The 23,877-nt window shown below is 67.6% G+C and carries 18 protein-coding genes; 13 read left to right on the top strand and 5 right to left on the bottom strand.

Annotated elements, in window-relative coordinates; genetic code table 11:
• Nucleotides 1–531 precede the first annotated feature (531 nt).
• Entirely contained in the window at nucleotides 532–1,302 is a 771-nt protein-coding gene (rlmB, locus tag KJ554_12245; protein ID MBU0743102.1) for a 23S rRNA (guanosine(2251)-2'-O)-methyltransferase RlmB, read from the top strand.
• Between the two features lie 72 nt (nucleotides 1,303–1,374).
• On the opposite strand, the gene KJ554_12240 is transcribed toward rlmB, so the two are convergent.
• Nucleotides 1,375–1,989: a hypothetical protein gene (locus KJ554_12240; GenBank protein MBU0743101.1), complete on the bottom strand. Its 615-nt coding sequence runs from the start codon at nucleotides 1,987–1,989 to the stop codon at nucleotides 1,375–1,377.
• Nucleotides 1,990–2,016: 27 nt separating this feature from the next.
• Nucleotides 2,017–2,685 carry a hypothetical protein gene (locus tag KJ554_12235; GenBank protein ID MBU0743100.1) on the bottom strand — a complete coding sequence of 223 codons (669 nt, stop codon included), beginning with the start codon at nucleotides 2,683–2,685 and terminating at the stop codon, nucleotides 2,017–2,019.
• 333 nt (nucleotides 2,686–3,018) lie between these two features.
• On the opposite strand from KJ554_12235, the gene KJ554_12230 reads away from it, so the two are divergent.
• From KJ554_12230 to KJ554_12205, 6 genes are all read left to right on the top strand, one after another.
• On the top strand, nucleotides 3,019–3,969 hold the full coding sequence (locus tag KJ554_12230) for a zinc ABC transporter substrate-binding protein (protein ID MBU0743099.1): 951 nt from the start codon (nucleotides 3,019–3,021) through the stop codon (nucleotides 3,967–3,969).
• Nucleotides 3,956–4,618, top strand: a complete 663-nt coding sequence (locus KJ554_12225; protein ID MBU0743098.1) for an ABC transporter ATP-binding protein — start codon at nucleotides 3,956–3,958, stop codon at nucleotides 4,616–4,618. Before KJ554_12230 ends, KJ554_12225 begins: the two co-directional genes overlap by 14 nt.
• A gap of 6 nt (nucleotides 4,619–4,624) precedes the next feature.
• Nucleotides 4,625–4,762 (top strand): hypothetical protein, encoded by a 138-nt coding sequence (locus KJ554_12220; GenBank protein ID MBU0743097.1) that lies wholly within the window; start codon nucleotides 4,625–4,627, stop codon nucleotides 4,760–4,762.
• The gene (locus KJ554_12215) at nucleotides 4,759–5,877 is read left to right on the top strand and encodes a metal ABC transporter permease (protein MBU0743096.1); all 1,119 of its coding nucleotides are present in this window, start codon (nucleotides 4,759–4,761) and stop codon (nucleotides 5,875–5,877) included. The genes KJ554_12220 and KJ554_12215 overlap by 4 nt, the downstream gene beginning before the upstream one ends.
• A complete protein-coding gene (locus tag KJ554_12210) occupies nucleotides 5,874–6,995 on the top strand; it encodes a metal ABC transporter permease (protein MBU0743095.1) in 1,122 nt (373 codons plus the stop codon). Before KJ554_12215 ends, KJ554_12210 begins: the two co-directional genes overlap by 4 nt.
• Before the next feature lie 231 nt (nucleotides 6,996–7,226).
• Nucleotides 7,227–9,428: a hypothetical protein gene (locus tag KJ554_12205; protein MBU0743094.1), complete on the top strand. Its 2,202-nt coding sequence runs from the start codon at nucleotides 7,227–7,229 to the stop codon at nucleotides 9,426–9,428.
• Nucleotides 9,429–9,569: 141 nt separating this feature from the next.
• Here KJ554_12205 and KJ554_12200 read toward each other — a convergent pair whose 3' ends face one another.
• Nucleotides 9,570–10,706 carry an OpgC domain-containing protein gene (locus tag KJ554_12200; GenBank protein ID MBU0743093.1) on the bottom strand — a complete coding sequence of 379 codons (1,137 nt, stop codon included), beginning with the start codon at nucleotides 10,704–10,706 and terminating at the stop codon, nucleotides 9,570–9,572.
• Between the two features lie 299 nt (nucleotides 10,707–11,005).
• On the opposite strand from KJ554_12200, the gene KJ554_12195 reads away from it, so the two are divergent.
• The 6 genes from KJ554_12195 (at nucleotide 11,006) to KJ554_12170 (ending at nucleotide 20,967) form a co-directional block, all read left to right on the top strand.
• A complete protein-coding gene (locus KJ554_12195; GenBank protein ID MBU0743092.1) occupies nucleotides 11,006–12,595 on the top strand; it encodes a hypothetical protein in 1,590 nt (529 codons plus the stop codon).
• Between the two features lie 168 nt (nucleotides 12,596–12,763).
• Nucleotides 12,764–14,023: a DEAD/DEAH box helicase gene (locus KJ554_12190; protein MBU0743091.1), complete on the top strand. Its 1,260-nt coding sequence runs from the start codon at nucleotides 12,764–12,766 to the stop codon at nucleotides 14,021–14,023.
• 266 nt (nucleotides 14,024–14,289) lie between these two features.
• Nucleotides 14,290–14,838, top strand: a complete 549-nt coding sequence (locus KJ554_12185) for a YfiR family protein (GenBank protein ID MBU0743090.1) — start codon at nucleotides 14,290–14,292, stop codon at nucleotides 14,836–14,838.
• Nucleotides 14,839–14,935: 97 nt separating this feature from the next.
• Nucleotides 14,936–16,417 (top strand): methyl-accepting chemotaxis protein, encoded by a 1,482-nt coding sequence (locus KJ554_12180; GenBank protein ID MBU0743089.1) that lies wholly within the window; start codon nucleotides 14,936–14,938, stop codon nucleotides 16,415–16,417.
• A 138-nt stretch (nucleotides 16,418–16,555) separates the two neighbouring features.
• Entirely contained in the window at nucleotides 16,556–18,538 is a 1,983-nt protein-coding gene (locus KJ554_12175) for a TonB-dependent receptor plug domain-containing protein (protein MBU0743088.1), read from the top strand.
• Between the two features lie 200 nt (nucleotides 18,539–18,738).
• Nucleotides 18,739–20,967 carry an amino acid permease gene (locus KJ554_12170; protein MBU0743087.1) on the top strand — a complete coding sequence of 743 codons (2,229 nt, stop codon included), beginning with the start codon at nucleotides 18,739–18,741 and terminating at the stop codon, nucleotides 20,965–20,967.
• A gap of 99 nt (nucleotides 20,968–21,066) precedes the next feature.
• Here the strand turns inward: KJ554_12170 and KJ554_12165 are convergent, their stop codons facing one another.
• Both KJ554_12165 and KJ554_12160 read right to left on the bottom strand, forming a co-directional pair.
• On the bottom strand, nucleotides 21,067–21,315 hold the full coding sequence (locus KJ554_12165; GenBank protein MBU0743086.1) for a hypothetical protein: 249 nt from the start codon (nucleotides 21,313–21,315) through the stop codon (nucleotides 21,067–21,069).
• A gap of 77 nt (nucleotides 21,316–21,392) precedes the next feature.
• Nucleotides 21,393–23,877, bottom strand: a 2,485-nt coding sequence (locus tag KJ554_12160; GenBank protein MBU0743085.1) for a dihydropteroate synthase, incomplete at its 5' end; no start/stop codon positions are given.

Genomic DNA, 23,877 nt, shown 5'->3' with positions numbered 1-23,877 from the left:
GAGGGCTGGAAAAAGAACGGGCTGTTCTGTAGAATGGGACACGATGAAAGCCTTTCTTTGCGGTGTAGTTGCTTGTGGTAAAACAACTTTAGCCGATCGGAAGGCTTTCGTCAGTTAAGATTCATGAATAATCCGGGTTAGAGTTACGCGGCTCACACGGCGGCGGCGTGTCGGCGCGGACACAAACGATCATGTCCTCGGGAACACCTCCACCTCCGCACGACCGGATGCGCGACATCCTGCCGACGAACCGTCGCGCCCGCGCCGGCGCGGTGCATTGCCGGCCCCCGTCGGTTCCGTGCCCGGACGCGAGGAGGCGCCCGTCTGGGTGAGGGACGGGACGGGCCGGGCGGGATCGCGCTGCGCGTCGAGACTGATCTCGACCCGGATGACCGGGCGGGCGGGAAATCGGGTGCGCCAAATACCCCGCCGCAGTCGTTCTGTTTATACAAGCGAGACTCACGGCGGGCGGGGGGGTATGGTATCGTCTCCCGTCGAGACGGCGCCCGCGGCACGCACGAAAGGCGAGCCATGTCGGACAAGACGCGCAGGGGCAAGCGCCTGCAGGCCGCAGAAGACCTGATCTGGGGACTGCACACCGTCAACGAGACGCTAGAACGGGCGCCGCGCACCATCGACGAGATCTACGTGGTCCGGGGCAAGGGCGGCGCGAAGCTGCAGGCCGTCATCGATCGGGCGCACGCCGCCGGCGTGAAGGTCCGCTTCGAGGCCGGTCTCGAGATTTGCGGCGAGGGCCGGATCAATCACCAGGGCGTGGCCGCGCGCGTGCAGCCCACCGAGACGATGGACGAGACGGAATTCCTCGCCAGGATCCGCGGCGTGGCCGGCGCGCCGTTCGTGCTGGCCCTGGACTGCATCCAGGACCCCCACAACCTCGGCGCCATCCTGCGCACGGCGGCGGCGGGCGTGCACGGCGTCGTGATGCCGCGCGACCGCAGCGCGCCGCTGACCGGCGTCGTCGCCAAGATCTCCGCCGGCGCACTGGCCCACCTGGACGTGTGCATCGTCACCAACCTGGCGACCTTCCTGCAGAGGCTGAAGGATACCGGCGTATGGATCTACGCCACGGTCAAGGACGACGGGAGCTCGGTCCACGCCACGGACATGACCGGCGGCGTCTGCCTGGTGATCGGCAACGAGGAGAAGGGGGTCCGCCCGCTGATCCGCAAGCTCTGCGACTTCGCGGTCACGATACCCATGCCGGGCCGGCTGGACTCGCTGAACGCGTCCGTCGCGGCGGGCATCGCCATGTTCGAGGTGGTCAGGCAGCGCCGCGGGTGACGGCTCCGCCCGAGGGACGAGAAAAGGCCCCGGACCGCTCCGGGGCCTTCGGCCTGCCGTGTGTTCGCCCGTCTAGTAGGCGTTCTTGACCTCGCCCCAGTTCATCTGCTCGCCGGGCACGATCGGGTGTTCGGGCTCGACCTTGCCGTCCCACGCCTCGTCGTAGCCGGGTTCCACCTGGCTCGCCAGCGCGTTGATGCCCGTGAAGAACAGCCAGTCCAGCCTGTCGTCAGGGGCGATCATGTCCACCATGCTGCCGCCGGTCCAGTCCAGCTGGCCGCTGGCCGTACCCAGCGTGGCCGTGAACATGGAGCGGTTCAGGTAGTCGAAGGTGCCGATCAGGATCGCCGTGCCGTCGACGAAGGTGCCGGGGAAGGCGTAGTCGGCCGCGGTGGCCGCGTCCTCGTAGATGGTGATCGTGCCGCCAGAGTACTCCTGCGGATCGCCGTCCACGTCCAGCACCAGATCGACGATCACCAGCGTGTACTGGAAGCTGTCGAAGTCCAGCGGGAGCGGCGGGGTCGCCGGGACGGGGTTGCTCACGATGCTGTACATGCTCAGGGTTCCGCCCTGGCCCGCGGGCAGGTTCGCCTGGCCGAGAAAGTCGAAGAGTTGCTGGGCCTGGGCCGCGACCGGCAAGGTGACCGCGATCGCGGCGATCATTAGAATCAGGATTCGGGTCTTCATCGCATGACCTCCGTAGTGTCGGTCGACCTAGTTGCCGTAGAGGGACTTCACGCCGCCCCAGGTGGAAATCTCGTCGGCGATCGCGCCGTCCAGCTCGAACAGACCGTCGACCTGGAGGTCGTAGCCGTCGGGTATCTGCGCGCCGGTCCCCTTGAGGAAGGTGCCGCCCCAGGTGTAGGCGCAGTCGTAGCAGACCTCGCTGAGGATCTCGCCGTCGATGCCGTCCAGCGCACCCTCGTAGGCGCCGTTCCCGACCAGGTTCACGAACACGGTCAGGTAGGTGAAGGCCCCCCTGAACATGAGCGTGCCGTCCACGAAGGTGCCCGGCGAGGTGGCGTTGGGCGGATACACGCCCCAGTCAGCGTTCATGGCGGCGTCGCGGTAGATGTCGAGGTAGCCCCCGGCGTAGTTGATCATCACGTTGTTGCCGCCGACGTTCACCTCGCCCTGGCTGACCAGGTCGTACATGTAGAAGGTCACCTCTTGGACGCCGAGATCGATGCCGAAGACGGGATCGATCGCCCCGGCGGTACCGGTCATCCAGAGGATGTCCCCGGATTCGCTGGGCAGAAAGCCGCCGGTCTCCCAGGCGAAGCCGAGGTAGTCGATGGCGGGGTTCTGTCCCAGGCCGGGCGCCGCGAAAGCGGTCAACAGCAGCAGGACCGCGATGCAGCTCTTCTTTGGCATGTGGTTCATGAAAAAACCTCCGGCTAGAGAGATGGATAAGAGGCGAGTGGCGGCCGCCTCTCGCTGATTGATTAGTCGAGGAATAGGACGGCTTTAGATACCACCTCGGACTGTACCATATTATAAATTAAGACGCAACTTGAATGGTTTTTAGTCGTCCATATATCTGTCCCCCATCACATTGCGCGGTCGGCTGAAACGATCCGCGTCGGTCGGCGGACGGGCGTACCGCTCCGGCCGCTCGGCGGGGCGCACGGCGGCCACGTCCGGGTAGAACCGCGATCATTGCGTTCGCGCGGTTATGATGACAGACTGTGCGCGGCCATGCGAGGAGGCACATCGATGACCCGCGGATCACTGGCGATACTGGCGTTCGGCACGCTCCTGCTGTCCGGCTGCGGCTGCGGGGGCAACGAAACGGACCGATCCGACGGCAGGCTCCAGGTGGTCGCGACCACCGGGCAGGTGGCCGACCTGGTGCGCAACATCGGCGGCGACCGCGTCAAGGTCACGTCGTTGATGGGTCCCGGCATCGACCCGCACCTGTACAAGGCCAGCGCCGGCGACGTGGAGCGGCTGCGCACCGCCGACATCATCTTCTACAACGGCCTGCACCTGGAAGCCAAGATGGGCGAGGTGATCGAGAGGATGGGCGCGCGCAGGCCCACCGTCGCGGTGGCCGAGGCGATCCCCGGGGACCGGCTGCTCTCCCCGAGCGCGTACGAGGGGACCCACGATCCCCACGTCTGGTTCGACGTGTCGTCGTGGCGGCTGACCGTCGCGGCGGTGGCCGCCAGGCTGGCCGAGCTGGATCCCGATCACGCCGACGGTTACCGCGTGCGCGCCGCCGCCTACGCGGCCGAGCTGGACGCGCTGCACGCCTACGCCCTCGAGCGGTTCCGGAGCGTTCCCGCGCAGCAGCGCGTCCTGGTCACCGCCCACGACGCCTTCAACTACCTGGGCCGCGCCTACGGGCTCGAGGTGCGCGGACTGCAGGGCATCAGCACCGCCACCGAGGCGGGCACCGCCGACGTCCAGGACCTCGCCGCGTTCATCGCCGAACGCCGGATACCCGCCCTCTTCGTGGAATCTTCGGTCTCGCCGCGGGCCATCGAGGCGGTGCGCCAGGCGGTGAGGTCCCGCGGCTTAGAGGTGATCATCGGCGGCGAGATCTACAGCGACGCTCTCGGTGATCCAGGCACGCCGGCCGGCACCTACCTGGGCATGGTCCGGCACAACGTGGACACCATCACCGCCGCCCTGCGCGGAGAGGCCTCCCATGAGCAACACTGACGCGCCAGCCGTGAGCGTGACCGACCTGACCGTGGCCTACGGCGAACTGCCTGTCCTCTGGGACATCGACATGGACGTGCCGGCCGGCAAGCTCATGGCCATCATGGGGCCCAACGGGGCGGGCAAGACCACGCTGATCAAGGCGATCCTCGGCCTGGTGCCCCCGGCCGCCGGCCGCGTGGAGATCCTCGGCAAGCTCTACGCGCAGCAGCGGCACCTGGTGGGCTACGTGCCCCAGCGCGGCAGCGTGGACTGGGACTTCCCCACCACCGTCCTGGACGTGGTCATGATGGGCCGCTATGGCGCCCTGGGCTGGATCAGGCGCCCCGGCAAGCGGGAGCGGGCGCAGGCCCTGTCCGCCCTGGAGAAGGTGGGCATGACCGAGTACAAGAACCGCCAGATCAGCCAGCTCTCCGGCGGCCAGCAGCAACGGGTGTTCCTGGCCAGGGCGCTGGTGCAGGACGCGCGCGTCTACTTCATGGACGAGCCCTTCCAGGGCGTTGACGCGCGCACCGAGCGGGCCATCGTCGACCTGCTCAAGGAACTACGCGGCCAGGGACGTACCGTCGTGGTCGTGCATCACGACCTGCAGACCGTGCGCGACTACTTCGACTGGATCACCCTGCTGAACGTGCGCCGCATCGCCTGAGGTCCGGTGGACGAGGTCTTCACGACGGAGAACCTGGGGCTGGCCTACGGCGGCCGCATGGACTTCCTGCAGCGGCGGGCCCCGGCCGAGCCCGCCCCCGACCCCCACGACGCGTTCCACGGCTACGGGCGGATCCGGCCATGACCTGGCTGACCGATCTCGTCACAGACTACACCCTGCGGACGGTGGCCCTGGGCTCGGCGGCGCTGGGTCTGGTGGCCGGCGCGCTGGGCGCCTTCGCCGTGCTGCGGCGCCAGAGCCTGCTGGGCGACGCCGTGAGCCACGCGGCGCTGCCCGGCATCGTGCTGGCCTACATGATCACCGGCGCCAAGACGCCGCTGGTGCTCGTGATCGGGGCGGCGCTGGCGGGCTGGGCGGCGTCGCTGCTGGTGATGCTCGTGGTGCGGACCTCGCGCATCAAGCTCGACACCGCCCTGGGTCTGGTCCTCTCGACCTTTTTCGGCCTGGGCCTGGTGCTGCTGTCGGTCGTGCAGCGCAGCGCCGGCGCCGGCCAGGCGGGACTGGACCGCTTCCTCTTCGGCCAGGCCGCGACGCTGGTGGGCGACGACCTGGCGACCATGTCCGTCCTGGGCGCGCTGGTCCTGATCGTGCTGACGGTGCTGTGGAAGGAGTTCAAGCTGCTGAGCTTCGACCCCTCCTTCGCGGGGTCGCTGGGACTCCCGGTCCGCCGGCTCGACGTGATCCTGACGACCCTGCTGGTGATCGCCATCGTCATCGGCCTGCAGACGGTCGGCGTGGTGCTGATGAGCGCCATGATCGTCGCGCCCGCCGCCGCGGCGCGCCAGTGGACCGATCGCCTGAGCCGTCTCGTCGTCCTGTCCGGAGCCTTCGGCGCGGCGAGCGGCCTGAGCGGCGCGATGCTATCGAGCCTGGTGCCCAGGCTGCCGACCGGGCCCACCATCATCCTGGTCGTCACGGCGCTCACGGCGCTCTCGCTGCTGATCGCGCCCCGGCGCGGGCTGCTGGCCGCGCGGTGGCGCACCGGCCGGCAGAGGCGGCGGCTCCATGCCGACAGCGTCCTGGCCGACCTCTACCGCCTGGCCGCCCAGCACCGCGAGCCCGCCGCGGCGCCCCACGCCGTCGACGCGCTGCGCACCATGAGCCAGAGCGCGGGCGTGCGCGCGGGGCTGCGGCAACTGGCCGGGCAGGGACTCGCCGTCGCCGATCCCGACGGACGCTGGCGACTGACCGAGGCCGGCGTCGTCCGCGGCCGCGAGCTGGCGGGGGACGCGTCGTGAGCGCGCCGCAGCTGGAGATCCTCGCCATCGCCGTGGTCACGGCGGCGGGGTGCTCGCTGGTCGGCGTGTTCCTGATGCTGCGGCGTCTGGCCATGCTCTCGGACGCCATCAGCCACGCGATCCTGCCCGGCATCGTGGTGGCCTTCTTCGTCACGAAGGATCTCGCCTCCCCCTGGCTGGTGATCGCGGCGGCCCTGACGGGCCTGCTCACGGTCGTGCTGGTGGAGATGCTGACGAAGTCGCGGCGCCTGAAGGAGGACGCGGCCATGGGCCTGGTCTTCCCCGCGCTCTTCTCGGTGGGCATCGTGTTGATCACGCGCTATGCGGGCAACGTGCACCTGGACGTGGACGCCGTGCTGCTGGGCGAGCTGGCGTTCGCCCCCTTCGACCGCTTCGTCGTCGGCGGGGCCGACCTCGGCCCGCGACATCTTTGGGTGATGGGCGGCGTGACGCTGCTGAACCTGCTGGCGGTCGCGGGCTTCTTCAAGGAGCTGAAGCTGGCGACCTTCGACGCCGGCCTGGCCGCCTCGCTCGGGCTGGCGCCGGCGGCGATCCACTACGGTCTGATGGCCCTCGTGTCGGTGACCGCCGTCGGCGCTTTCGATGCGGTGGGACTGGTCCTGGTCGTCGCGCTGATGATCGGTCCCGCGGCGGCGGCCTACCTGTTGACCGACCGCCTGGGCCTGCTGCTGGCGCTGGCCGCACTGCTCGGCGCCGTGGCGGCGGGACTGGGCTTCGGCCTGGCCGTCTGGATCGACGCCTCGATCGCCGGCTGCATGGCCGTGGGCGTCGGCTTCGTTTTCCTGGTCGTGTTCCTGGCGGCGCCCGGCCGCGGACTGGTCTCGGCGCTGAGCCGCCGCCGCCGCCAGCGCTGGGAGTTCGCCCACGTCATGCTGGCCATCCACCTGCTGCAACACGAGGGCGGCGACGACGAGGACGAGGAGTCGCGCGTGGAGCACCTCCACGGCAAGCACGTGGGCTGGACACCCGCGTTCACGACGAGGGTCGTGGACGGAGCGCGTCGGCGCGGCCTGGTCGAGAGCTCCGCCGGGCGGGTGCAGCTCACCGCTTCCGGCCGCGAGGCGGCGGGACGGGCGTTGAGCGGGGCGAGAGCCTGAGGCCGCGCCCGACCAACTTCAACCACAACAATGAGATGCGTGATTCAAGCCATACGGAATCATGGACTGTGATATTATCACGGTGTCCAGCCGGCTGCATTGCTCCCCGAATGGCCGGCAAAGTGGCTTGAGGAGGGATGATCGATGGATAGCTTGCGACAAACCATGGCCTCGTCCGGGCTGAATAGACCCGGGGCTCGCTACATGTTTCTGTTCCCGGTCCTGCTTTCAATGGTTCTGACCGCAAGCCAATCCCAGGCCGAGATACTGCGTAACGACGGTTACGAAGATGGCGGCACGGTCTATTTCCAGGCTGGATTCGTGACCGGGGAAACCGCCGCGGTCCGACTCACGCCCGCCCTCTCGGGTCCGCAGCTCGTAGAGGATGTCCACTTCCTCCTGGGCGGCGCCACCACCCAAGTCACCATCACCCTGAACATCTGGCGAGACTCGGGCGGCGCCGCACCGGGTGTCCTGCTCTTCACCAACGACTATCTGGTTCAGGGATCGAATGACGTTTTTTCATCCATGGATCTCACCGGCCAGGGTATCGACGCGGACGGCGGTATCTGGGTCGGCATACAGTTTCAGCACTCAGGATATCCGTCGGTGTGCCGGGATGACGACGGGATCGTGCCCGACCGGAACTACATCGACGCCGACGGTTTGGGCTGGGTCGAGGCCGGTCTTCTGGGCGTACCCGGCGACTGGGTGATCCGCGCCACCGTGGCAGACGTCACCTCCTACACCGTGGGCGGCTCGATTACGGACCTGAACGGTGCCCTCGTCCTGCAAAACAACGGCAGCGACGATCTGATCTTCGGCGCGGACGGACCCTTCGTTTTCCCCGCCCCGATTCCCGAGGGCTCTACATACGACGTGACCGTCCTGAGCGAACCGACGGCGCAGGATTGCTACATCGCCAATGGTTCGGGCGCCATTTCCGGCAGCAACGTGACCGATGTGCTGGTCACCTGCATCGACGAGTCGTCGGTTGTGGGCAACGACAGCTGGGAGCCCGGTCAGAATCAGTATTTCCAGGCCGGGTTCGCGCCCGGCGAGATCGCCGCAGCCAGGTTGACTCCTGCGGTCACGGGGCTGCGCAGGCTCAAGCGTGTGCTGTTCCTCTTCGGCGGCCAAGTCACCAACGAAACCGTTCGCCTGCACGTATGGGCCGACGACGCCGGCACCACCGAACCGGGCATCGAGCTCTTCGCCGCCGACTATCAGATCACCGGATCGAACGCCCTGCAGTCGATCGACCTTTCAGCCCACGATATTCAGATCGCGGACTCCTTCCGCATTGGCCTGGGATTCACGCATTTCGGCCTGCCCTCGGTGTCCAGAGACGACGACGGCATCACCGCCAACAGGAATTTCATCTTCGATTACAGCAGCACCTGGTATGAATCCAGTGTCTTTGGACTAACCGGAGACTGGATCATTCGCGCGGTCGACGAGCCGGTCGACTCTTTCGAGATCATCTCCGTGGCGGATCTTCCCAACGATCAGGGACGCCAGGTACGGATCACCTGGGAGGCCTCGTCCATGGACTCACCGGGGAGTTCCCAGCCTATTACCGACTATGCCATCTTCAGGCGCATCGACGACGGCTCGAAGAGCGACGCATCCGCCAGCACCGGCGACGTCGTCCTGGCGTATCCTCCCGGTGACTGGGATTTCCTGCTGACCGTGCCCGCCTTCGAGGAGGCTTCATACTCGACGATCATACCGACGGTCGCCGACTCCACGATCACCGTCGGCATGAGATTCTCGGTCTTTTTCGTCAGGGCCATGACCGTCTCGGCGGGAACCTACTACGACACTCCACCGGACAGCGGCTATTCGGTGGACAACCTCGTGCCCCAGGCCCCGCAGGGTTTCAGCGCCGACTACTCGGGCGGTGGCGGTGTCGACCTGTCCTGGGAAGTCTGCCCCGACGGGGATTTCGACTATTTCAAGATCTACAGGGGCGACGCACACGACTTCGTCATCGATCCCGGATATCCGCTCCATATGACCACCGGTCTGGGCTGGCACGATCCCGCGGGTAGTCCGGGGAATCACTACCGGGTTTCGACCGTCGACTTCTCGGGCAACGAGAGCGAGGCCGCATCGCCGGGCGTCGTCAGCGAAGCCGGCGGATTGCCGCTCGGGGCAGTTCTGGCCCAGAATCACCCCAACCCCTTCAACCCCGCCACCACCATCGGATTCGAGCTCGCAACCAGGGGGGACCTGCGGCTCGGGATCTTCGACAGCCGCGGCGCCGTCGTCCGCATCCTCGTATCCGGCCCACGCGAGGCGGGTGTCCACGAGATCCGCTGGGACGGCTACGACGAGCAGGGGCGTCCCGCAAGCAGCGGCGTGTACTACTACCGATTGAAGGTCGGGAATGAGACCTGCCAGACCAGGAGGATGACCCTGGTCAGATAGGATCGTATCGTATCGAAGTTGTCGAGAGGGAAGGCTCCCGGGGTAGCCTTCCCTCGTTCTCGGAAGCGAGGACGATCGTCTCGAAACTCTCGTCGCGCAGCACCCGTACCAGCCGGCCCGCGACGTCGCAGCTGCATAGGCTCACCCCGGCGCCGCGCGCGATCCGCGCCGGGTCATCGCCACCGCGGCCAGCATCTGGATCCCCCAGCCCGCCGCCGTCAGACCGGCGATCATGACGTTCCCGTCGCCCCAGATCCGCGTCAGCGCGGCGATCAGGTAGACCAGACACAAGCCCAGACAGTAGGTCTGCAGGGCTTTCCGCCCGCAGGCGACGACGGGGGCGGCCAGCCGGCTGCGCCACAGGCCGAGCGCGCGCGGCAGGACCCGCAGCACGACGAGGGACAGCGCGCCGAAGTAGACCAGCCGCGTGAACTCGAGGTTGGGCTTGCCGGTCCATGGCAGCTTCCCCCACACGAGATCGTCGTGGATGAAAGGGACCCGGGGATCCCAGGCCGCCATCACGGCCGGCGCGGCCGTCCGCACCAGCACGCCCACCACGACCACGCACCCGCAGGCCGCGAGCAACCCGCGAGAGCGCCATAACCGCTGCGGTCCGGGCAATCCGCACCGGGCCAGGGCCGTGCCGAGGAAGAACAGCAGTTGCCAGGACAGGGGATTGAAGTACCACTGTAGTCCGTCCGGCCAATCGACGATGGCGGCCCCGGGGAACAGGAGGGGCACGGCGTACAGGCCCGCCGAGACGAGCAGCGCCACGACGGGCCGCCGCCGCAGGAGCCACAGCCAGAAGGGCAGGGCGAGCAGGAGAAGGATGTACAGGCGCAACACGTCGAAGGCGTAGGGCGTGTAGATCAGCCCGAGCGCAGCGGGGACGGCCTCGAGCGGACGTACGAACAAGGGCGAGAGGCGGGCCTGCGCGAGCGCGCCCACGCCGCCGAGCCGGAACGCCCCCACGATCGCGACCGTCACCGCCAGGGCCAGCACGTGCCAGACGTAGAGCTGACGGGCCCGACGCGCGGCCTTGCGGAAGACGTCCCGGAAGCCGCCGTCGTCGAGAACCCGGCCGTAGACCAGTCCAGCCACGTAGCCGGAGATGAAGATGAAGACGTTGGCGCAATCGGTCAGGGTGAGCGTCTGCAGGGAGTAGTCCCGCAGCAGGTGGTTGCCGCTCAGGTAGGCCGCGTGGTTTGTGGAGATCATCAGCAGGGAGAGTCCCCTGAGGGCGTCGATGCGCAGGTCCCGCGGCAAGGCTTCCGGCAAGGGGCGGCTCCGATCGGATTCGGGGACGGCAGGTCGTGACGGGGCCGGTGAAGAGCCGGCGCCCGGTCGGGCGAGCGTAGCCGTCAGAAGCGGGCAAGGTCAAGGCGGAGCGGGGCATTTGCAGCATCACGAGGCCGATCACCGGGCTTTCCGCATGGTCGCCTCCCCCGGTCTTCTGGCTGGACAAGGGCCGGCCCGTCACGGACGATCGCATTGCGCGATGATGGGACATTCCATACCTTGATTTTTCGCGGCACGCCAATTGCTCAAATTTCTCCCCAAAGGAGACCCCCCTCAGCATGACAAGATCGCGCATTCTCATCATCAGCATCATCCTGGGCCTGATCGTCCTGTCCGCCTGCTCCGACAACACCGTCGGACTGGAACCGGACGTTCCGGCCGACGACCAGACCAATCCGCCGGCCGATCCGCCGCCGGACGATCCACCACCCGTCGATCCACCACCCGTCGATCCGCCGCCGGACGATCCACCGCCGGACGATCCACCGCCGGACCTGCATGCGGGCCGGGGGCAGTTCCGGCACATCGACGTCCTCACGTTCACCCGGGGCATGAACTTCCGTGTACCCGCCGGCGCCGAGCGGCGCAGCGTTGAGGAGTGGCTGGCGCATCATGTGGACATCAACGAGGGGGACCTCGGCGTGCGGGACTTCGACCCCGACGTCGAGATATTCCGTTACGACCTGGACCTGACGGCCATCACGTCGTCATCAGGCACGCTGCCGGCCCCGGAAGACGCGTACCTGCACTTCGCCGAGGAGACCGTGATCCAGTACCGGGACCTGGCCGGCAACGACGTCGGGCAGCCGGTCACCATCCCCGGCAGCCCGCCGGGCGCGCCGCCGGCCGCGGAATCCAGGCTCAGGCTCTACATGTGGGATTCGTACAGGTACGCCTTCGACCCCGTCGACGACGACTTCAGGAGCTGGCAGACGGCCCGCCTGCTGGACAGGATGGGCGCCGACTACGACGGCGTCTTCCTGGACGAGCACAGCCCCGGCTTCAAGCGCGGGCTCTACCTGAACCAGAACCGGATCCTCTCCGGCGGGGCGGTGCGCGAGCTGGACGGCCTGCGTCCTTCGGACCCGGACCTGGCCGGCCGCAACTACAACGAGCTCGACCGGCGGTACAGCGAGGTCGTGACCGGCTGGCTCGCCCACCTGCGCGACGCCCTGCGCGCCCGGAACAAGTTCATCCTGATCAACCCGGCGCAGTACTACTGGGTCGACCTGTCGGAGAACGAGTACACGGCCGCCGGCGGCGTGACCCTGGAGCTGGTCCACAAGCCGTACGACTGGACGTCGTCGGGCTACGGCAGCTTCGCCGACCAGGTGCGTCGCGCCATGGACAACGGCGTCATCGTCGACCTCAACGGCCGGATGTGCGATTCCGGCCCCGGCGGCTACACGCCCGGCAACTCCGCCACCCGGGACGACCGCTACCGCATGTGGCGCCTGGCGAGCTACTACTACGTGCGCGGCATGCCCGACAGCCCGGGTGTCGCCTACTTCGATCCCTCGTTCTGCAACGACAACGCCTCCCTCGACGACTTCACCGGGGAATGGTCGCTCGCCTACGAGTACGACCTCGGCGACCCGCTGGACGAGGGGTACATCCTGCAGAGCGGTCAAGCCGGCTGCTCCGGCACCTACCGGATCTACGCCCGCGAGTACACCTTCGGGCGGGTGCTGGTCCGTCCCCAGGACACACGCGACTGCGATTCCTACGGTGACGCGACCGCGGTCGAGGTGGCCCTGGATCCGCCCATGCGCCGCCTGCGGGCCAACGGCACGCTGACGGAACCCGTGACGTCGATCACGGTGAGGAATTCGGAGGGAGTGGTGCTGGTGGACGTGAACGCGGACTAGGGAATTGAAGGGATATTATCTTCCGGTGGCGGAGCGGGGCATAAGATACTATCTTCCCCGGCACATAGGACGACCTGAAGACACACGTCATCCCACCCTTTTCCGACCCCATGCATCGACGAGCTGAGAGAATGCACCTTGGCTCAACGGAGTCAGGAGCATCACTCGATGAGTTTCAACAAGTTCGATTTCGACCCCTGGATCGAAGCGGGGATCAAGGCGGCGGGGTACACCCGCCCCACCCCCATCCAGGAAGAGGCCATTCCCGCCATCCTCGGCGGGCACGACGTGCTCGGCCTGGCGCAGACCGGGACCGGCAAGACCGCCGCCTTCGCGCTGCCCATCCTCGAGCGGCTGCTAGACGGCGAGTTGGGCCACCCGCGCGCCCTGATCATCGCCCCCACGCGCGAGCTGGCCGAACAGATCAACGACGACTTCAAGAAGCTCGGCCGCGAGACCGACCTGCGCAGCGTCACCCTCTACGGCGGCGTGAGCAAGAACCCCCAGCTCGATGCCTTGCGCCGGGGCGTCGAACTGGTCGTCGCCTGCCCGGGCCGACTGCTCGACCACATGCTCTCCGGCGACATCGACCTCTCGCACCTGGAGGTGCTGGTCCTGGACGAGGCCGACCACATGTTCGACATGGGATTCTTGCCCGACATCAGGCGCATCATCGCCAAGCTGCCCGAGAAGCGGCAGAACCTCTTCTTCTCGGCCACCATGCCGAGCTACATCCGCACCCTGGCGGACCAGGTGCTCAAGGATCCCATCACCGTACAGGTGGACGCGCGGGCGCCGGCCGAGACCGTCTCGCACGCCCTCTACCCCGTCACCGACAGCCTGCGCCGCCCCCTGCTGCAGAAGATGCTGAAATCCCACGCGTCGGGCCGCGTCCTGATCTTCACGCGGACGAAGCACCGCGCGCGCAGCCTGGCCACGGTCCTGGAGAAGCAGGGCCACCGGGTCTCCGCCCTGCAGGGCAACATGCCCCAGAACAAGCGCCAGCGGGCCATCGACGGTTTCCGCAACGGCCGCTACGACATCCTGGTGGCCACCGACATCGCGGCCCGCGGCATCGACATCACCGACGTGACCCACGTCATCAACTACGACATGCCGTCGACGGTGGACGCCTACACGCACCGCATCGGCCGCACGGGCCGCGCCCTGCGCAGCGGCACCGCCTACACCCTGGCCACCCAGGCCGACGAGCCCCTGGTGCACCGGGTCGAGAAGGTGCTGCACGCCGCGATCGAACGGCGCACCCTGGAAGGCTTCGACTACGGCTCCTTCTCCCCCCAGAACCAGGGCTACCGCAGCACGGAGAAGAAGGCCGCCCTCTCGCGCTCCGACCACAGGGGCGGCATGACCGCGCCCCCGCAGCGTCGCGGCACCCAACGGAGGCGGCGGATCTCCAAGCGGGGCTGATCCGGGCGCTCATGATCGCCGCCGCCGCCCGGTTCCGGGGTCGCTGCCCGTCCGGCGGCGCGGCCGATCCTGTTCCCACTCGATAATAACAGGATGGATCCATCGTCCGTGCCTCATCGGCGGCACGGATTTTTCCTGTTCAATCCGAACATTCCTTCAGCCATACGGCCGATCGGTCGATATATCCCCAGACAACACCTATGGATCGGCAGTGCGCCTCACGGGGCGCAACGCAGCCGTCTCGAATCGATGCCGGGGGCAGATAGATGTACAGCAGGGGTTCGCGCGTCCTCGTTGCGGCGATCCTGACGATGTGGGGGTGCCTGTCGCTCGTGGCCCCCGCACGGGCAGACGACTACGAGATCGCTCCGGTGACCGTGCGGTCCGCCGTGATCGCGAAGGTCCTCGCCTTCCACAAGGGCCTGGCGGGAGACGTCACGGTCTATGTCCTGGGCGATCCCGCCTTCGCAGAGGAGTTTCGCGAGGTTCTGGGCATGGCCGCCGGCGCGGCGACGATCTCGTCCGTCGAGGCCGGCGACGACCTGCCCGAATCCCCGCCCCACATCCTCTACGTGGGCGACGCGGCGAAGACTGACGCGGCCATAGCCTATACCCGCATGCACAGGATTCTCAGCGTGACGGGTCTGCCGGCGCAAGTAGCCGCCGGCGTATGCCTCGGGGTGGGTCTCAAGGGAGGCAAGCCCAAGATCCTCCTGAACATGGAGGCCGCCAGGGCGGAAGGCGTCAACTGGAACCCGGCGATCCTGAAGGTGGCGGACAAGATCAAAGAGACCGCCATACGGGAGTCGTCGTGACGGTCGGAATGATCCGTCGCGGCGGCGCCACATGCGTCTCGCCCGAATTCCGGCCCAGGGGCGCCCCCTGCGGCCATGGCGCGGAAGGTAGAGGGACATGAATCGACTGCTCTCGTCATCCATCCGGTTCAGGCTGATCGCCCTGTCGGTGGTCATCAGCTCGATCATGGTCAGCTGCATGATCCTGGTCTTCCCGCCCAAGACCAAATCGTTCGGCATGACGCTGATGAAACGCGACGCCCGCTATGTGACGTCCCTGCTCGCGGACAACCTCGCCCTCGGCATCCAGGCCGCCGTCCTCGACGACGGCGCCTCCCTGCAGCAGTCGCTGGAATCCCTGAAGATCAACGAGGGCGAGGAGAACGTCATCGGGTCCGTGCTGGTGCTGGACGCCGAGCGCGGTTTCGTGAACGGCGTCAACCGTCGGGCCGAGGACGGCGCTGACGTCCCGCGGGACATCGCCGAGATCGTGCTGGAGGAATCATCCGGTTTCCTGACCGCATACGCGCCCATGAGGGCGGACGGGGAAACCGTGGGTTATCTGCGGATCGACTTCGACAAGGGTTACGTGACCGCCAACACCCGCTCCTTCCGGGTCTTCGCCCTGGTTACCGGAACGATCACCCTGCTGCTGTCCCTCGCCATCGGCGTCCTGGTCAACCGGTCGGTGACCGGACCGCTCTACAGGGTGATTCGCGGCCTGACCAGGAGCGCCGGCAACGTCATGCAGGCCTCCCGGAACATGTCCAGGGCGAGCAACGGCATGGCCGACGGCGCCAACAGACAGGCCGCCACGCTTCAGGAGATCGCGAACTCCCTCGGCGACGTCACCTCGAGCACCGAACAGACCGCCGCCAGCGCCCGCACCGCGAACGAGAACTCCGCCTCCGCCTGCGAGATCGCGAACAGGGGCCTGGAGGCCATGAAGAGGATGGCGGCCGCCATCTCCCGCATTAGCGCGTCGACGAACGAGACTTCGAGAATCATCGGCACCATCGACGAGATCGCGTTCCAGACCAACCTGCTGGCCCTGAACGCGGCCGTCGAGGCCGCCCGCGCCGGCGAGGCCGGCCGGGGGTTCGCGGTGGTCGCGGAGGAGGTGCGCAGCCTGGCGCAGCGCAGCGCCCAATCCGCCCGCGACACCGCGGAGCTGATCGAGGTCTCGCGCATCAACTCCGCGAACGGCGTCAACGTCGCGGGCGAGGTCGGGAAAATGCTCGAGGAGATAGTGCTGAGCATCGGATCGGTCTCGACGCTGATCGGCGAGGTGGCCCACGCGAGCTCCGAACAGGCGACGAGAGTCAACAGGATCAACGCCGGGATACACAACGTCGAAGCCGTCACCGGCGCGAACACGGACAGCGCCAAGGAGTCGGCGACCGCTGCGGGCCAGCTCTCCCACGAGGCCAGCGACACCTACAAGCTGGTGGAGATCCTGGTCAGGGTACTGAACGGCCAGGACTCGGAATCGAGAACCGCCAGCCGGAACGGCGGGGCGCACAGGCCCCCCCGCCCTCGCGACGGCGGCAGGAACGTCGCGATGCCTGCGGGCATCGGATCCGGATCGGGACGAAGATGAGAACCGGATGGCGGAAGCCGATCAAGGCCGGCTCCGATGCCATCGCGCAAACAGGCGCCGAGTCAACCCGCCACCCCGCGGCGGAACAGCGCTGAACCAGGAGGGACGAGGGCGATGCACCCGACAAGAACGATGACGATGGCTGTGCTATTGATCGGGCTGACCGCCGCTCTCGCGCCGGCACGAGCCGATCCCGACGCGTCGAGCATCTACGACATGTCGCTGGACGAGCTGCTGAACCTGGAGATCACCGTCGCGTCGAAGAGCACGCTCACGACGCGCGAGTCGCCGGGCATCGTCACGATGATCACGCGCGAAGAGATCCTCGACTCCGGCGCGCGGGACCTGCTCGACGTGCTGCGGCGCGTCCCGGGCTTCGAGTTCGGCGTCGACGTGCAGGGCGTGGTCGGGATCGGCACCCGCGGCCTCTGGGGCCACGAGGGCAAGATCCTGCTGCTGATCGACGGACAGGAGATGAACGAGACGCTCTACTCGAACCTCCAGTTCGGCAACCACTACCCCCTGGACTCCATCGAGCGGATCGAGATCATACGCGGCCCGGGTTCGGCCATGTACGGCGGATACGCAGAGCTCGGCGTGATCAAGGTCATCACCAGCAACGGCGCGGACATCGATGGCACGCGCGCGACGTTGGATTACGGCCGCTTGGTGGACAGCGAGGCCCGCCGCTCGCTGAGCGTCTCCACGGGGCGCAGCCGCGGCGATCTGGACTACTCCGTCCACGGCCTCCTGGGAGAAGGCGTGCGCAGCGATCGCGTCTACAGCGACGTCTGGGACACGAGCTACGAGATGAAGGACAACGCCGAACTGGATCCGCTGCAGCTGAACTTCGGCCTCGCCTACAGGAACCTCCAGGCCCGCGTCCTCTACGACCGCTACAGCACCACGAGCCGGGATTTCTACGACGAGGCGTTCACCCGCCCGGTCCGATGCGACTTCACGACACTGTCGGCCTCGCTGAGCCTCGAACAGGAGCTGGGCGGCGGCGTGACGGTGACCCCGGAGCTGTCGTACAAGCGGCAGACGCCCTGGCACGTCGATGACGTCTCGGCCGACGTGCTCGAAAACGACGACTACTTCGCCATTCTCGCCGAGCGCTTGACGGCCAGGGCGACGGCCCGTTATCGCCACAGCGACACTTTCGACCTCTCCTTGGGCGGCGAGTACATGGAGGATCGCGCGGGCGGCACCCCCGGCGAGCCGGTTTCGCTGCGGTACGTCTTCAGCGACGGCGGCACAGAGGTCAAGTACCACAACATCGCCGGCTTCGCCCAGGCCATGTTCAGGACCGGCGCCGGCAACTTCACCGTCGGGGCGCGCCTCGAGGATCACTGTGCTTTCGGCACGTCGTTCGTCCCGCGCGCCGCCTATACGCGGGTTTCGGGCGGCTTCCACGCCAAGCTGCTCCTGAGCAAGGCGTTCCGGGCGCCCTCGATCATGGGCCTGGATTACAACGACGCCCTCCGGCCCGAGAAGACCCGCGTCATCGAGGTCGAGACGGGATACAAGCTGACCCGGCGCAGCATTCTCACCGCGAACGTCTTCGACATCGCGATCGACGACGTCATCGTCTTCTACTACGACGTGGACACCGAGACCGAGGGCTACAACAACTTCGACCAGGTGGCCAACCGGGGTCTGGAGATCGAGTACCGCTTCCAGACCGCGGGGGGCAGCCTGGGCGCCAACTACTCGTACTACCGGAACCGCGAGAACCTCGTGGCCGACTACGTCGTGCCGGGGCGGGACCACGTGCTCCTCGCCTTCCCCGCACACAAGGTCAACCTGTTCGGCACGATCGACCTGGGAGGCGGATACAGCCTCGGCTCCACCATCACCTGTTTCAGCAAGCGGTACGGCTTCGACGGCGTGGACGAGAACGACGATCTCGTCGTGAGCACGTTCACGGCCGAGGCGCTCGCCAACATCTGGCTGAGGGCCGAAGACTTCGTGATCGCCGGACTGGATTGCGGCATCGGCGTGCACGACCTGCTCGGGGAGAACCACGTCTTCGTGCAGCCCTACAGCGGCTACCACGCGCCCCTGCCCGGCCCCTCCCGCGAGTTCCACCTGCGGGCGACCTACCGGCCGCGGTGGTGAAGCGCCGCGCCTCCGGGGCCGCGTCTCCGGACGTTACAGGGTCGACGCCCCCGTCGACCCTCCCGGCTGTCGACCAATTCCACGAGACGGCGCAGGATCCGCGGATTGCGCCCTGGTTTCGTCGGATTCGGGGCCGGACAGGGTTTTCCGGACACACGTGAACCGTTGTCTCCCGCAGGGGCATCTGCTAGCCTCACTCCATGAAATTTGCTGCGCAGAGCGCGGGATCTGGCGGTCCGGCCCCCAAGTTCGGGACCTTTCTCGGCGTCTACACACCGAGCACCCTGACCATCCTCGGCTTGATCATGTATTTGCGCTTCGGCTGGGTGCTCGGCAATCTGGGACTCGGCATCACCATCGTGGTGGTGCTCATCGCCAGCAGCATCACCCTCATCACGGGCTTGAGCGCGTCAGCCCTGGCCACGAACATGCGGGTCGGGGTCGGCGGCGAATATTTCCTGATTTCCCGGAGCCTGGGCATCGAGCTGGGCGGAGCCATCGGCATTCCCCTCTTCCTGTGCCGGACCCTGAGCATCACCTTCTACAGTTTCGGTCTGGCCGAATCCATCGTCTCTCTGGTCACCCCCGCCGGCCAGGAGCTCTCCCCGGCCCTGATACAGATACTGGCCGCGGGCATCGTGATCGCCACCACGGCCGTTTCGGGCAGGAGCGCCGTCGTGGCCCTCAAACTCCAGATACCGATCATGATCGCGGTGGCACTCTCGCTGGTTGCCCTGGCCGTCGGCGTGGGCACCGGCGGGCTGCGGGCTCCGGAATGGCTGCCGACCTACAGGACCGCCCCGGCGGGGTTCTGGTTCGTGTTCGCGGTGTTCTTCCCGGCCGTGACGGGATTCACGGCCGGCATCGGCATGAGCGGCGATCTGAAGGATCCGCAGCGGTCCATTCCCCGTGGCACCTTGCTGGCCGTCCTGACCGGGACCCTGGTCTACCTGATCGTGCCGGTCCTGCTGGCGACGACCCGGCGCCTGGGCCCCGCGGATCTGGCCTCCGCCGGCATCGGCGCCTGGACGCAGGTGGCCGTGCTGGGGGCCTGGCTGGTGTACCCGGGACTGTGGGGAGCCATCCTGTCCTCGGCCTTCGGCAGCGCCCTGGGTGGGCCGCGCGTGTTGCAGGCCCTGGCCACGGACGGCCTCGCTCCGGGCATCATGGCCCGCCTGTCGCGCACCGGTCAGCCCATGGTGGCGACCTGGGTCAGCGGGGCCATCGCCCTGGCCGCGGTCCTGCTGGGCGGGCTGAACGACGTGGCCAAGTTCGTCACCATCCTGTTTTTGACCCTCTATGTGACGATCAACCTCAGTGCGGCCTTCGAAAAGCTGGCCGGCGATCCCTCCTTCCGTCCGACCATCAGGGTGCCCTGGTTCGTCTCCCTGCTGGGCTCGCTGGGGGCCGTGGTGGTCATGTTCCTGATCAGCCCCGTGGCCTGCGTCGCGGCCCTGACCCTCGAGCTGGCCCTGTACCTCTTCTTGCGCAGCCGGTCCATGCAGAAACGCTGGGGCGACGTGCGGGCGGGGCTGTGGGTGGCCCTGACGCGGGTGGCCCTGCTGCAGCTGCGCACGCACGCGAAGGATCCGCGCAACTGGCGGCCGCACATCCTGCTCTTCGTCGGGGACACGACCAAGCGGATCGGCCTGGTCCGCCTGGCCAACTGGTTCAACCAGAACCGGGGCATCGTCACGGCTTGCCGGCTGGTAGAGGGGGATCTGGACCAGCTGGCCCCCGAGGTGGACCGGCTGCACGCGGAAATGGACGCGGATCTCGAGCAGGAGGGGCTCCAGATCTTCAGCGAGGTCAACATCGTCTCCGATTTCGAGAGCGGGGCGATCAGCGTGGCCCAGGCCAACGGCATCGCGGGCCTGCAGTCCAACACGGTGATGTTCGGCTGGCCCGACAAGCGCGACCGCCAGGAACGGCTGCTGCGGATCATGCGCTCGGTGGCGCGCCTGAAGAAGAGCACCATCATCGCCCGGCTGAACTGGGCCCACGAACCGGGCCAGGAAAGACGCATCGACATCTGGTGGCGGGGCAAGCAGTACAACGGCGACCTGATGCTGCTGCTGACGCACCTGATGATGATGAACCCCCAGTGGCGGGACGCGCGCGTGGTGATCCGTTCGATCATCCTGGATCCGAACCAGAGCGAGGCCCGGGCCGCCGAGCTGACCAGGCTCGTGACCGAGATCCGCATCCCCGCCGAGGCCGAGGTCGTGGTCAAGCCGGCCGACCAGACCGTGGCCGAGGTCATCCACCAGCACAGCCGCAAGGCGGACATGACCTTCCTGGGCCTGATGATTCCCGAGCCCGGGGCCGAGGCCGAGAGCGTCGACCGCCTGATCGAGCTGGCCAGCGGCCTGAACACGACTATCTTCGTGCGCAACGCCAGCGAGTTCTCGGGAGAGCTGCTGGGCTGACCGCCGGATCGATCCCTCCAGAATCGGCTCCGAACCGCACAGGGAATGCCTCCGCCCCGGGCTTCATCTCGCCCGGATTAGGGGCGGGGGGCTTGCGGATCATGCATAGAGACGCTTCACGGCGCTCCAGGTGGATGCGTCGTTTGCTGCGCCGGTTTCCACGTGGATATTCCCGAACATGTCGAGTCCGTAATGCGGGATGCAGAAAAAGGGATAGTGGCCCACGATAGTGAACGTATAGGAGAACATCGGCTCCGACGCGGTGAGGTTCGCGTTGAATATGTCGGCGTTGACGGCCGCGAAGGCGATGAGCATGACCACCGGGATGTACCGCATTGACAACTTCATTGCCGGGCCTCCGTTCGAATTCGGGAAGATCGCGTTACGAGTTGATATAATACTATAAATGTCTGGTATCTACCATCCTACACCGCGAAATACCCCGCCTCCGGATGATGTACCACCAGCGCGCTGACGCTCTGCTCCGGGTCGAGCTGGCATTCCTCGGTCAGCGCGATGCCGATCCGCCCCCAGTCCAGCATCTCGGCCAGCACGCGCTGGTCGTCCAGTTCGGGGCAGGCCGGGTATCCGAACGAGTACCGGCAGCCGCGGTAGCGGCCCTTGATCAGCCCCGCGGGGTCGGGATCGTCGTCCGCCGCGATACCCAGCTCGGCGCGCATGCGGGCGTGTACGAGCTCGGCCAGGGCCTCGGCGCTCTCCACCGCGAAGCCGTGGGTCAGCAGGTATTCTCGGTAGTCGTCGCCGGCGAAGAGCGCACGGCAGCGGGCGGTGGCGGCGGCGCCCATGGTGACGGCCATCGCGCCGAGCACGTCGCGGCCGGCGGCGGCCGGACGGAAGTGGTCCGTCAGGCAGCGTCCGGGGGACTGCGCCTGCCGCGGGAACTCCAGCCGCCAGCGCGGGTCGGCGTCGGCGGACGTGTCCCAGATCAGGAGCGTATCGCCGTCGCGCGCGGCCGGGAACCAGCCGTGGACGGCCGCGGGCTGCAGCCACCCATCCGCGCGGGCTGACGCCTTCAGCCGGGCGAGCGCCGGCTCGATCTCCTCGCGGGACAGGCGGTCGTAGTCCCGGCGCGACAGCCCGGCACGGGTGTAGCCCCAGCGGCCCTTGACCAGGGCGGCGCGGTTGAGCAGCCGCCAGACCTCGTCCAGATCGATGTCCGCGGTGACGCGGGCGCCCCAGGAGGGCGGGGACGGCACGTCGATGGGCTCGATTTCTGAGATGGTTGACGCGTCAATATTTGACCCGTCAACTATCTCGATTTTCGGCCCCGCGCCGCCCTCCTTCCGCACCTCCGCCGCCGGCGCCTCCCCCCGGCATACCGCACCCGCCAGGGCCAGGCCGTCGAAGGCGTCGCGCGCGTAGTAGACCGGGCCGTTGTAGACCTTTCGCAGGTCGCTCTCCACGTACTTGCGGGTCAGGGCCGCGCCGCCGAGCACGACCGGCACGTCGATGCCGGCCGCGTTGAAGGCCTCCAGATTGTCGCGCATCACCAGCGTGGATTTCACCAGCAGGCCGCTCAGGCCCACCAGGTCCGGCGCATCTCGCTCGATCACCCCGATCAGCTGTTCCACCGGCACCTTGATGCCCAGGTTGTCCACGCTGAAGCCGTTGTTCGTGAGGATGATGTCCACGAGGTTCTTGCCGATGTCGTGCACGTCGCCCCGCACGGTGGCGATGACGAAGCGGCCGCGGGCCAAGGCATCCGCCCGCTCCATGTGCGGCTCCAGGTGCCGCACCGCCGCCTTCATCGTCTCCGCGCTCTTCAGGACGAAGGGCAGCTGCAGGCGGCCGGCGCCGAACAGCTCGCCCACGGCCTGCATGCCCGACAGCAGGAGATCGTTGATGATCGCCAGCGGGTCGTACTTGCCGAGCGCCTCGTCCAGGTCGGCCTCCAGTCCGGCGCCGTCGCCCGCGATGATCCGCTCCCGCAACCGAGCCTCTACGGACAGATCCGCGGCCACCGTTCGCCTGGCCGCCACGCCCTCGGATTCCAGCAGCACCGTCAGGGCTGACGCGTCGCCGTCGATCAGCCGCTCGCAGGCGTCGCGCAGCCCGGCGGGCACCTCGCCGGCGCCCAGGATCTTCCCGGCGTGCATGATGGCCGCGTCCAGACCCGCGTCCAGCGCCCGTTGCAGGAACACGCTGTTCAGCACGCACCGCACCCTGGGTTTCAGGCCGAAGCTCACGTTGCTCACGCCCAGCACCGTCCGCGCGCCGGGAATCCCGGCCTTGATCAGGCGGATGCCCTCGAGGGTCGCCAGGGCGCTCGCGGCGTAGTCCAGGTCGCCGCTGGCCAGTGTGAAGGTGAGCGCGTCGAAGAGCATGTCCGACGGCGCGAGGCCGTATTCGGCGGCCAGCGCGACCAGCCGCCGCGCCACCGCCAGCTTGCGCTCCGGCGTCTGGGCCATGCCCTCTTCGTCGATGCAGAGGGCGATGACCGCCGCGCCGTGGTCGCGGCACATCGCCAGCACCTGGCGCGCGCGCTCCGGGCCGTCCTCTAGGTTGACCGAGTTGACGATGCTGCGGCCCGCGAGACGTTCCAGGGCCACGGCGACGGCCGCCGTCTCGGTCGAATCGATCATCAGCGGCAGCTGGGCCTCGGTGTTCAGGCGCGACGTGAACGCCGCCATGTCCGCCGCCTCGTCGCGTCCCACGTAGGCCACGCAGACATCCAGGGCGTGGGCCCCCTCGCGCTGCTGGTCCAGCGCCATGGCGACCATGCCGTCCAGGTCGTCGGCGGCCTGCAGCTCGCGGAATTTCTTCGACCCGTTCGCGTTCGTGCGCTCGCCGACGATCAGCGGCCGGGGCTCCTGATCGAGCGCGACGTCCTGGTACAGGCTCGACAGGGCGTCCACGGGCGCGACGTCGCGCCGGGGCGCCGCGCGCTCG

The sequence above is a fragment of the bacterium genome, from assembly GCA_018814885.1.
GTDB lineage: Bacteria > Krumholzibacteriota > Krumholzibacteriia > LZORAL124-64-63 > LZORAL124-64-63 > JAHIYU01.
This window is presented reverse-complemented; position numbering and strand designations above follow the sequence as displayed.

Excerpts from the sequence above, each read along its gene's own strand:
- KJ554_12185 (MBU0743090.1), top strand. The coding sequence starts at position 14,290 with ATGTACAGCAGGGGTTCGCGCGTCCTCGTTGCGGCGATCCTGACGATG.
- KJ554_12240 (MBU0743101.1), bottom strand. The coding sequence starts at position 1,989 with ATGAAGACCCGAATCCTGATTCTAATGATCGCCGCGATCGCGGTCACC.
- KJ554_12225 (MBU0743098.1), top strand. The coding sequence starts at position 3,956 with ATGAGCAACACTGACGCGCCAGCCGTGAGCGTGACCGACCTGACCGTG.
- KJ554_12165 (MBU0743086.1), bottom strand. The coding sequence starts at position 21,315 with ATGAAGTTGTCAATGCGGTACATCCCGGTGGTCATGCTCATCGCCTTC.
- KJ554_12215 (MBU0743096.1), top strand. The coding sequence starts at position 4,759 with ATGACCTGGCTGACCGATCTCGTCACAGACTACACCCTGCGGACGGTG.
- KJ554_12180 (MBU0743089.1), top strand. The coding sequence starts at position 14,936 with ATGAATCGACTGCTCTCGTCATCCATCCGGTTCAGGCTGATCGCCCTG.
- KJ554_12205 (MBU0743094.1), top strand. The coding sequence starts at position 7,227 with ATGGTTCTGACCGCAAGCCAATCCCAGGCCGAGATACTGCGTAACGAC.
- rlmB (MBU0743102.1), top strand. The coding sequence starts at position 532 with ATGTCGGACAAGACGCGCAGGGGCAAGCGCCTGCAGGCCGCAGAAGAC.
- KJ554_12195 (MBU0743092.1), top strand. The coding sequence starts at position 11,006 with ATGACAAGATCGCGCATTCTCATCATCAGCATCATCCTGGGCCTGATC.
- KJ554_12170 (MBU0743087.1), top strand. The coding sequence starts at position 18,739 with ATGAAATTTGCTGCGCAGAGCGCGGGATCTGGCGGTCCGGCCCCCAAG.
- KJ554_12175 (MBU0743088.1), top strand. The coding sequence starts at position 16,556 with ATGGCTGTGCTATTGATCGGGCTGACCGCCGCTCTCGCGCCGGCACGA.
- KJ554_12230 (MBU0743099.1), top strand. The coding sequence starts at position 3,019 with ATGACCCGCGGATCACTGGCGATACTGGCGTTCGGCACGCTCCTGCTG.
- KJ554_12190 (MBU0743091.1), top strand. The coding sequence starts at position 12,764 with ATGAGTTTCAACAAGTTCGATTTCGACCCCTGGATCGAAGCGGGGATC.
- KJ554_12235 (MBU0743100.1), bottom strand. The coding sequence starts at position 2,685 with ATGAACCACATGCCAAAGAAGAGCTGCATCGCGGTCCTGCTGCTGTTG.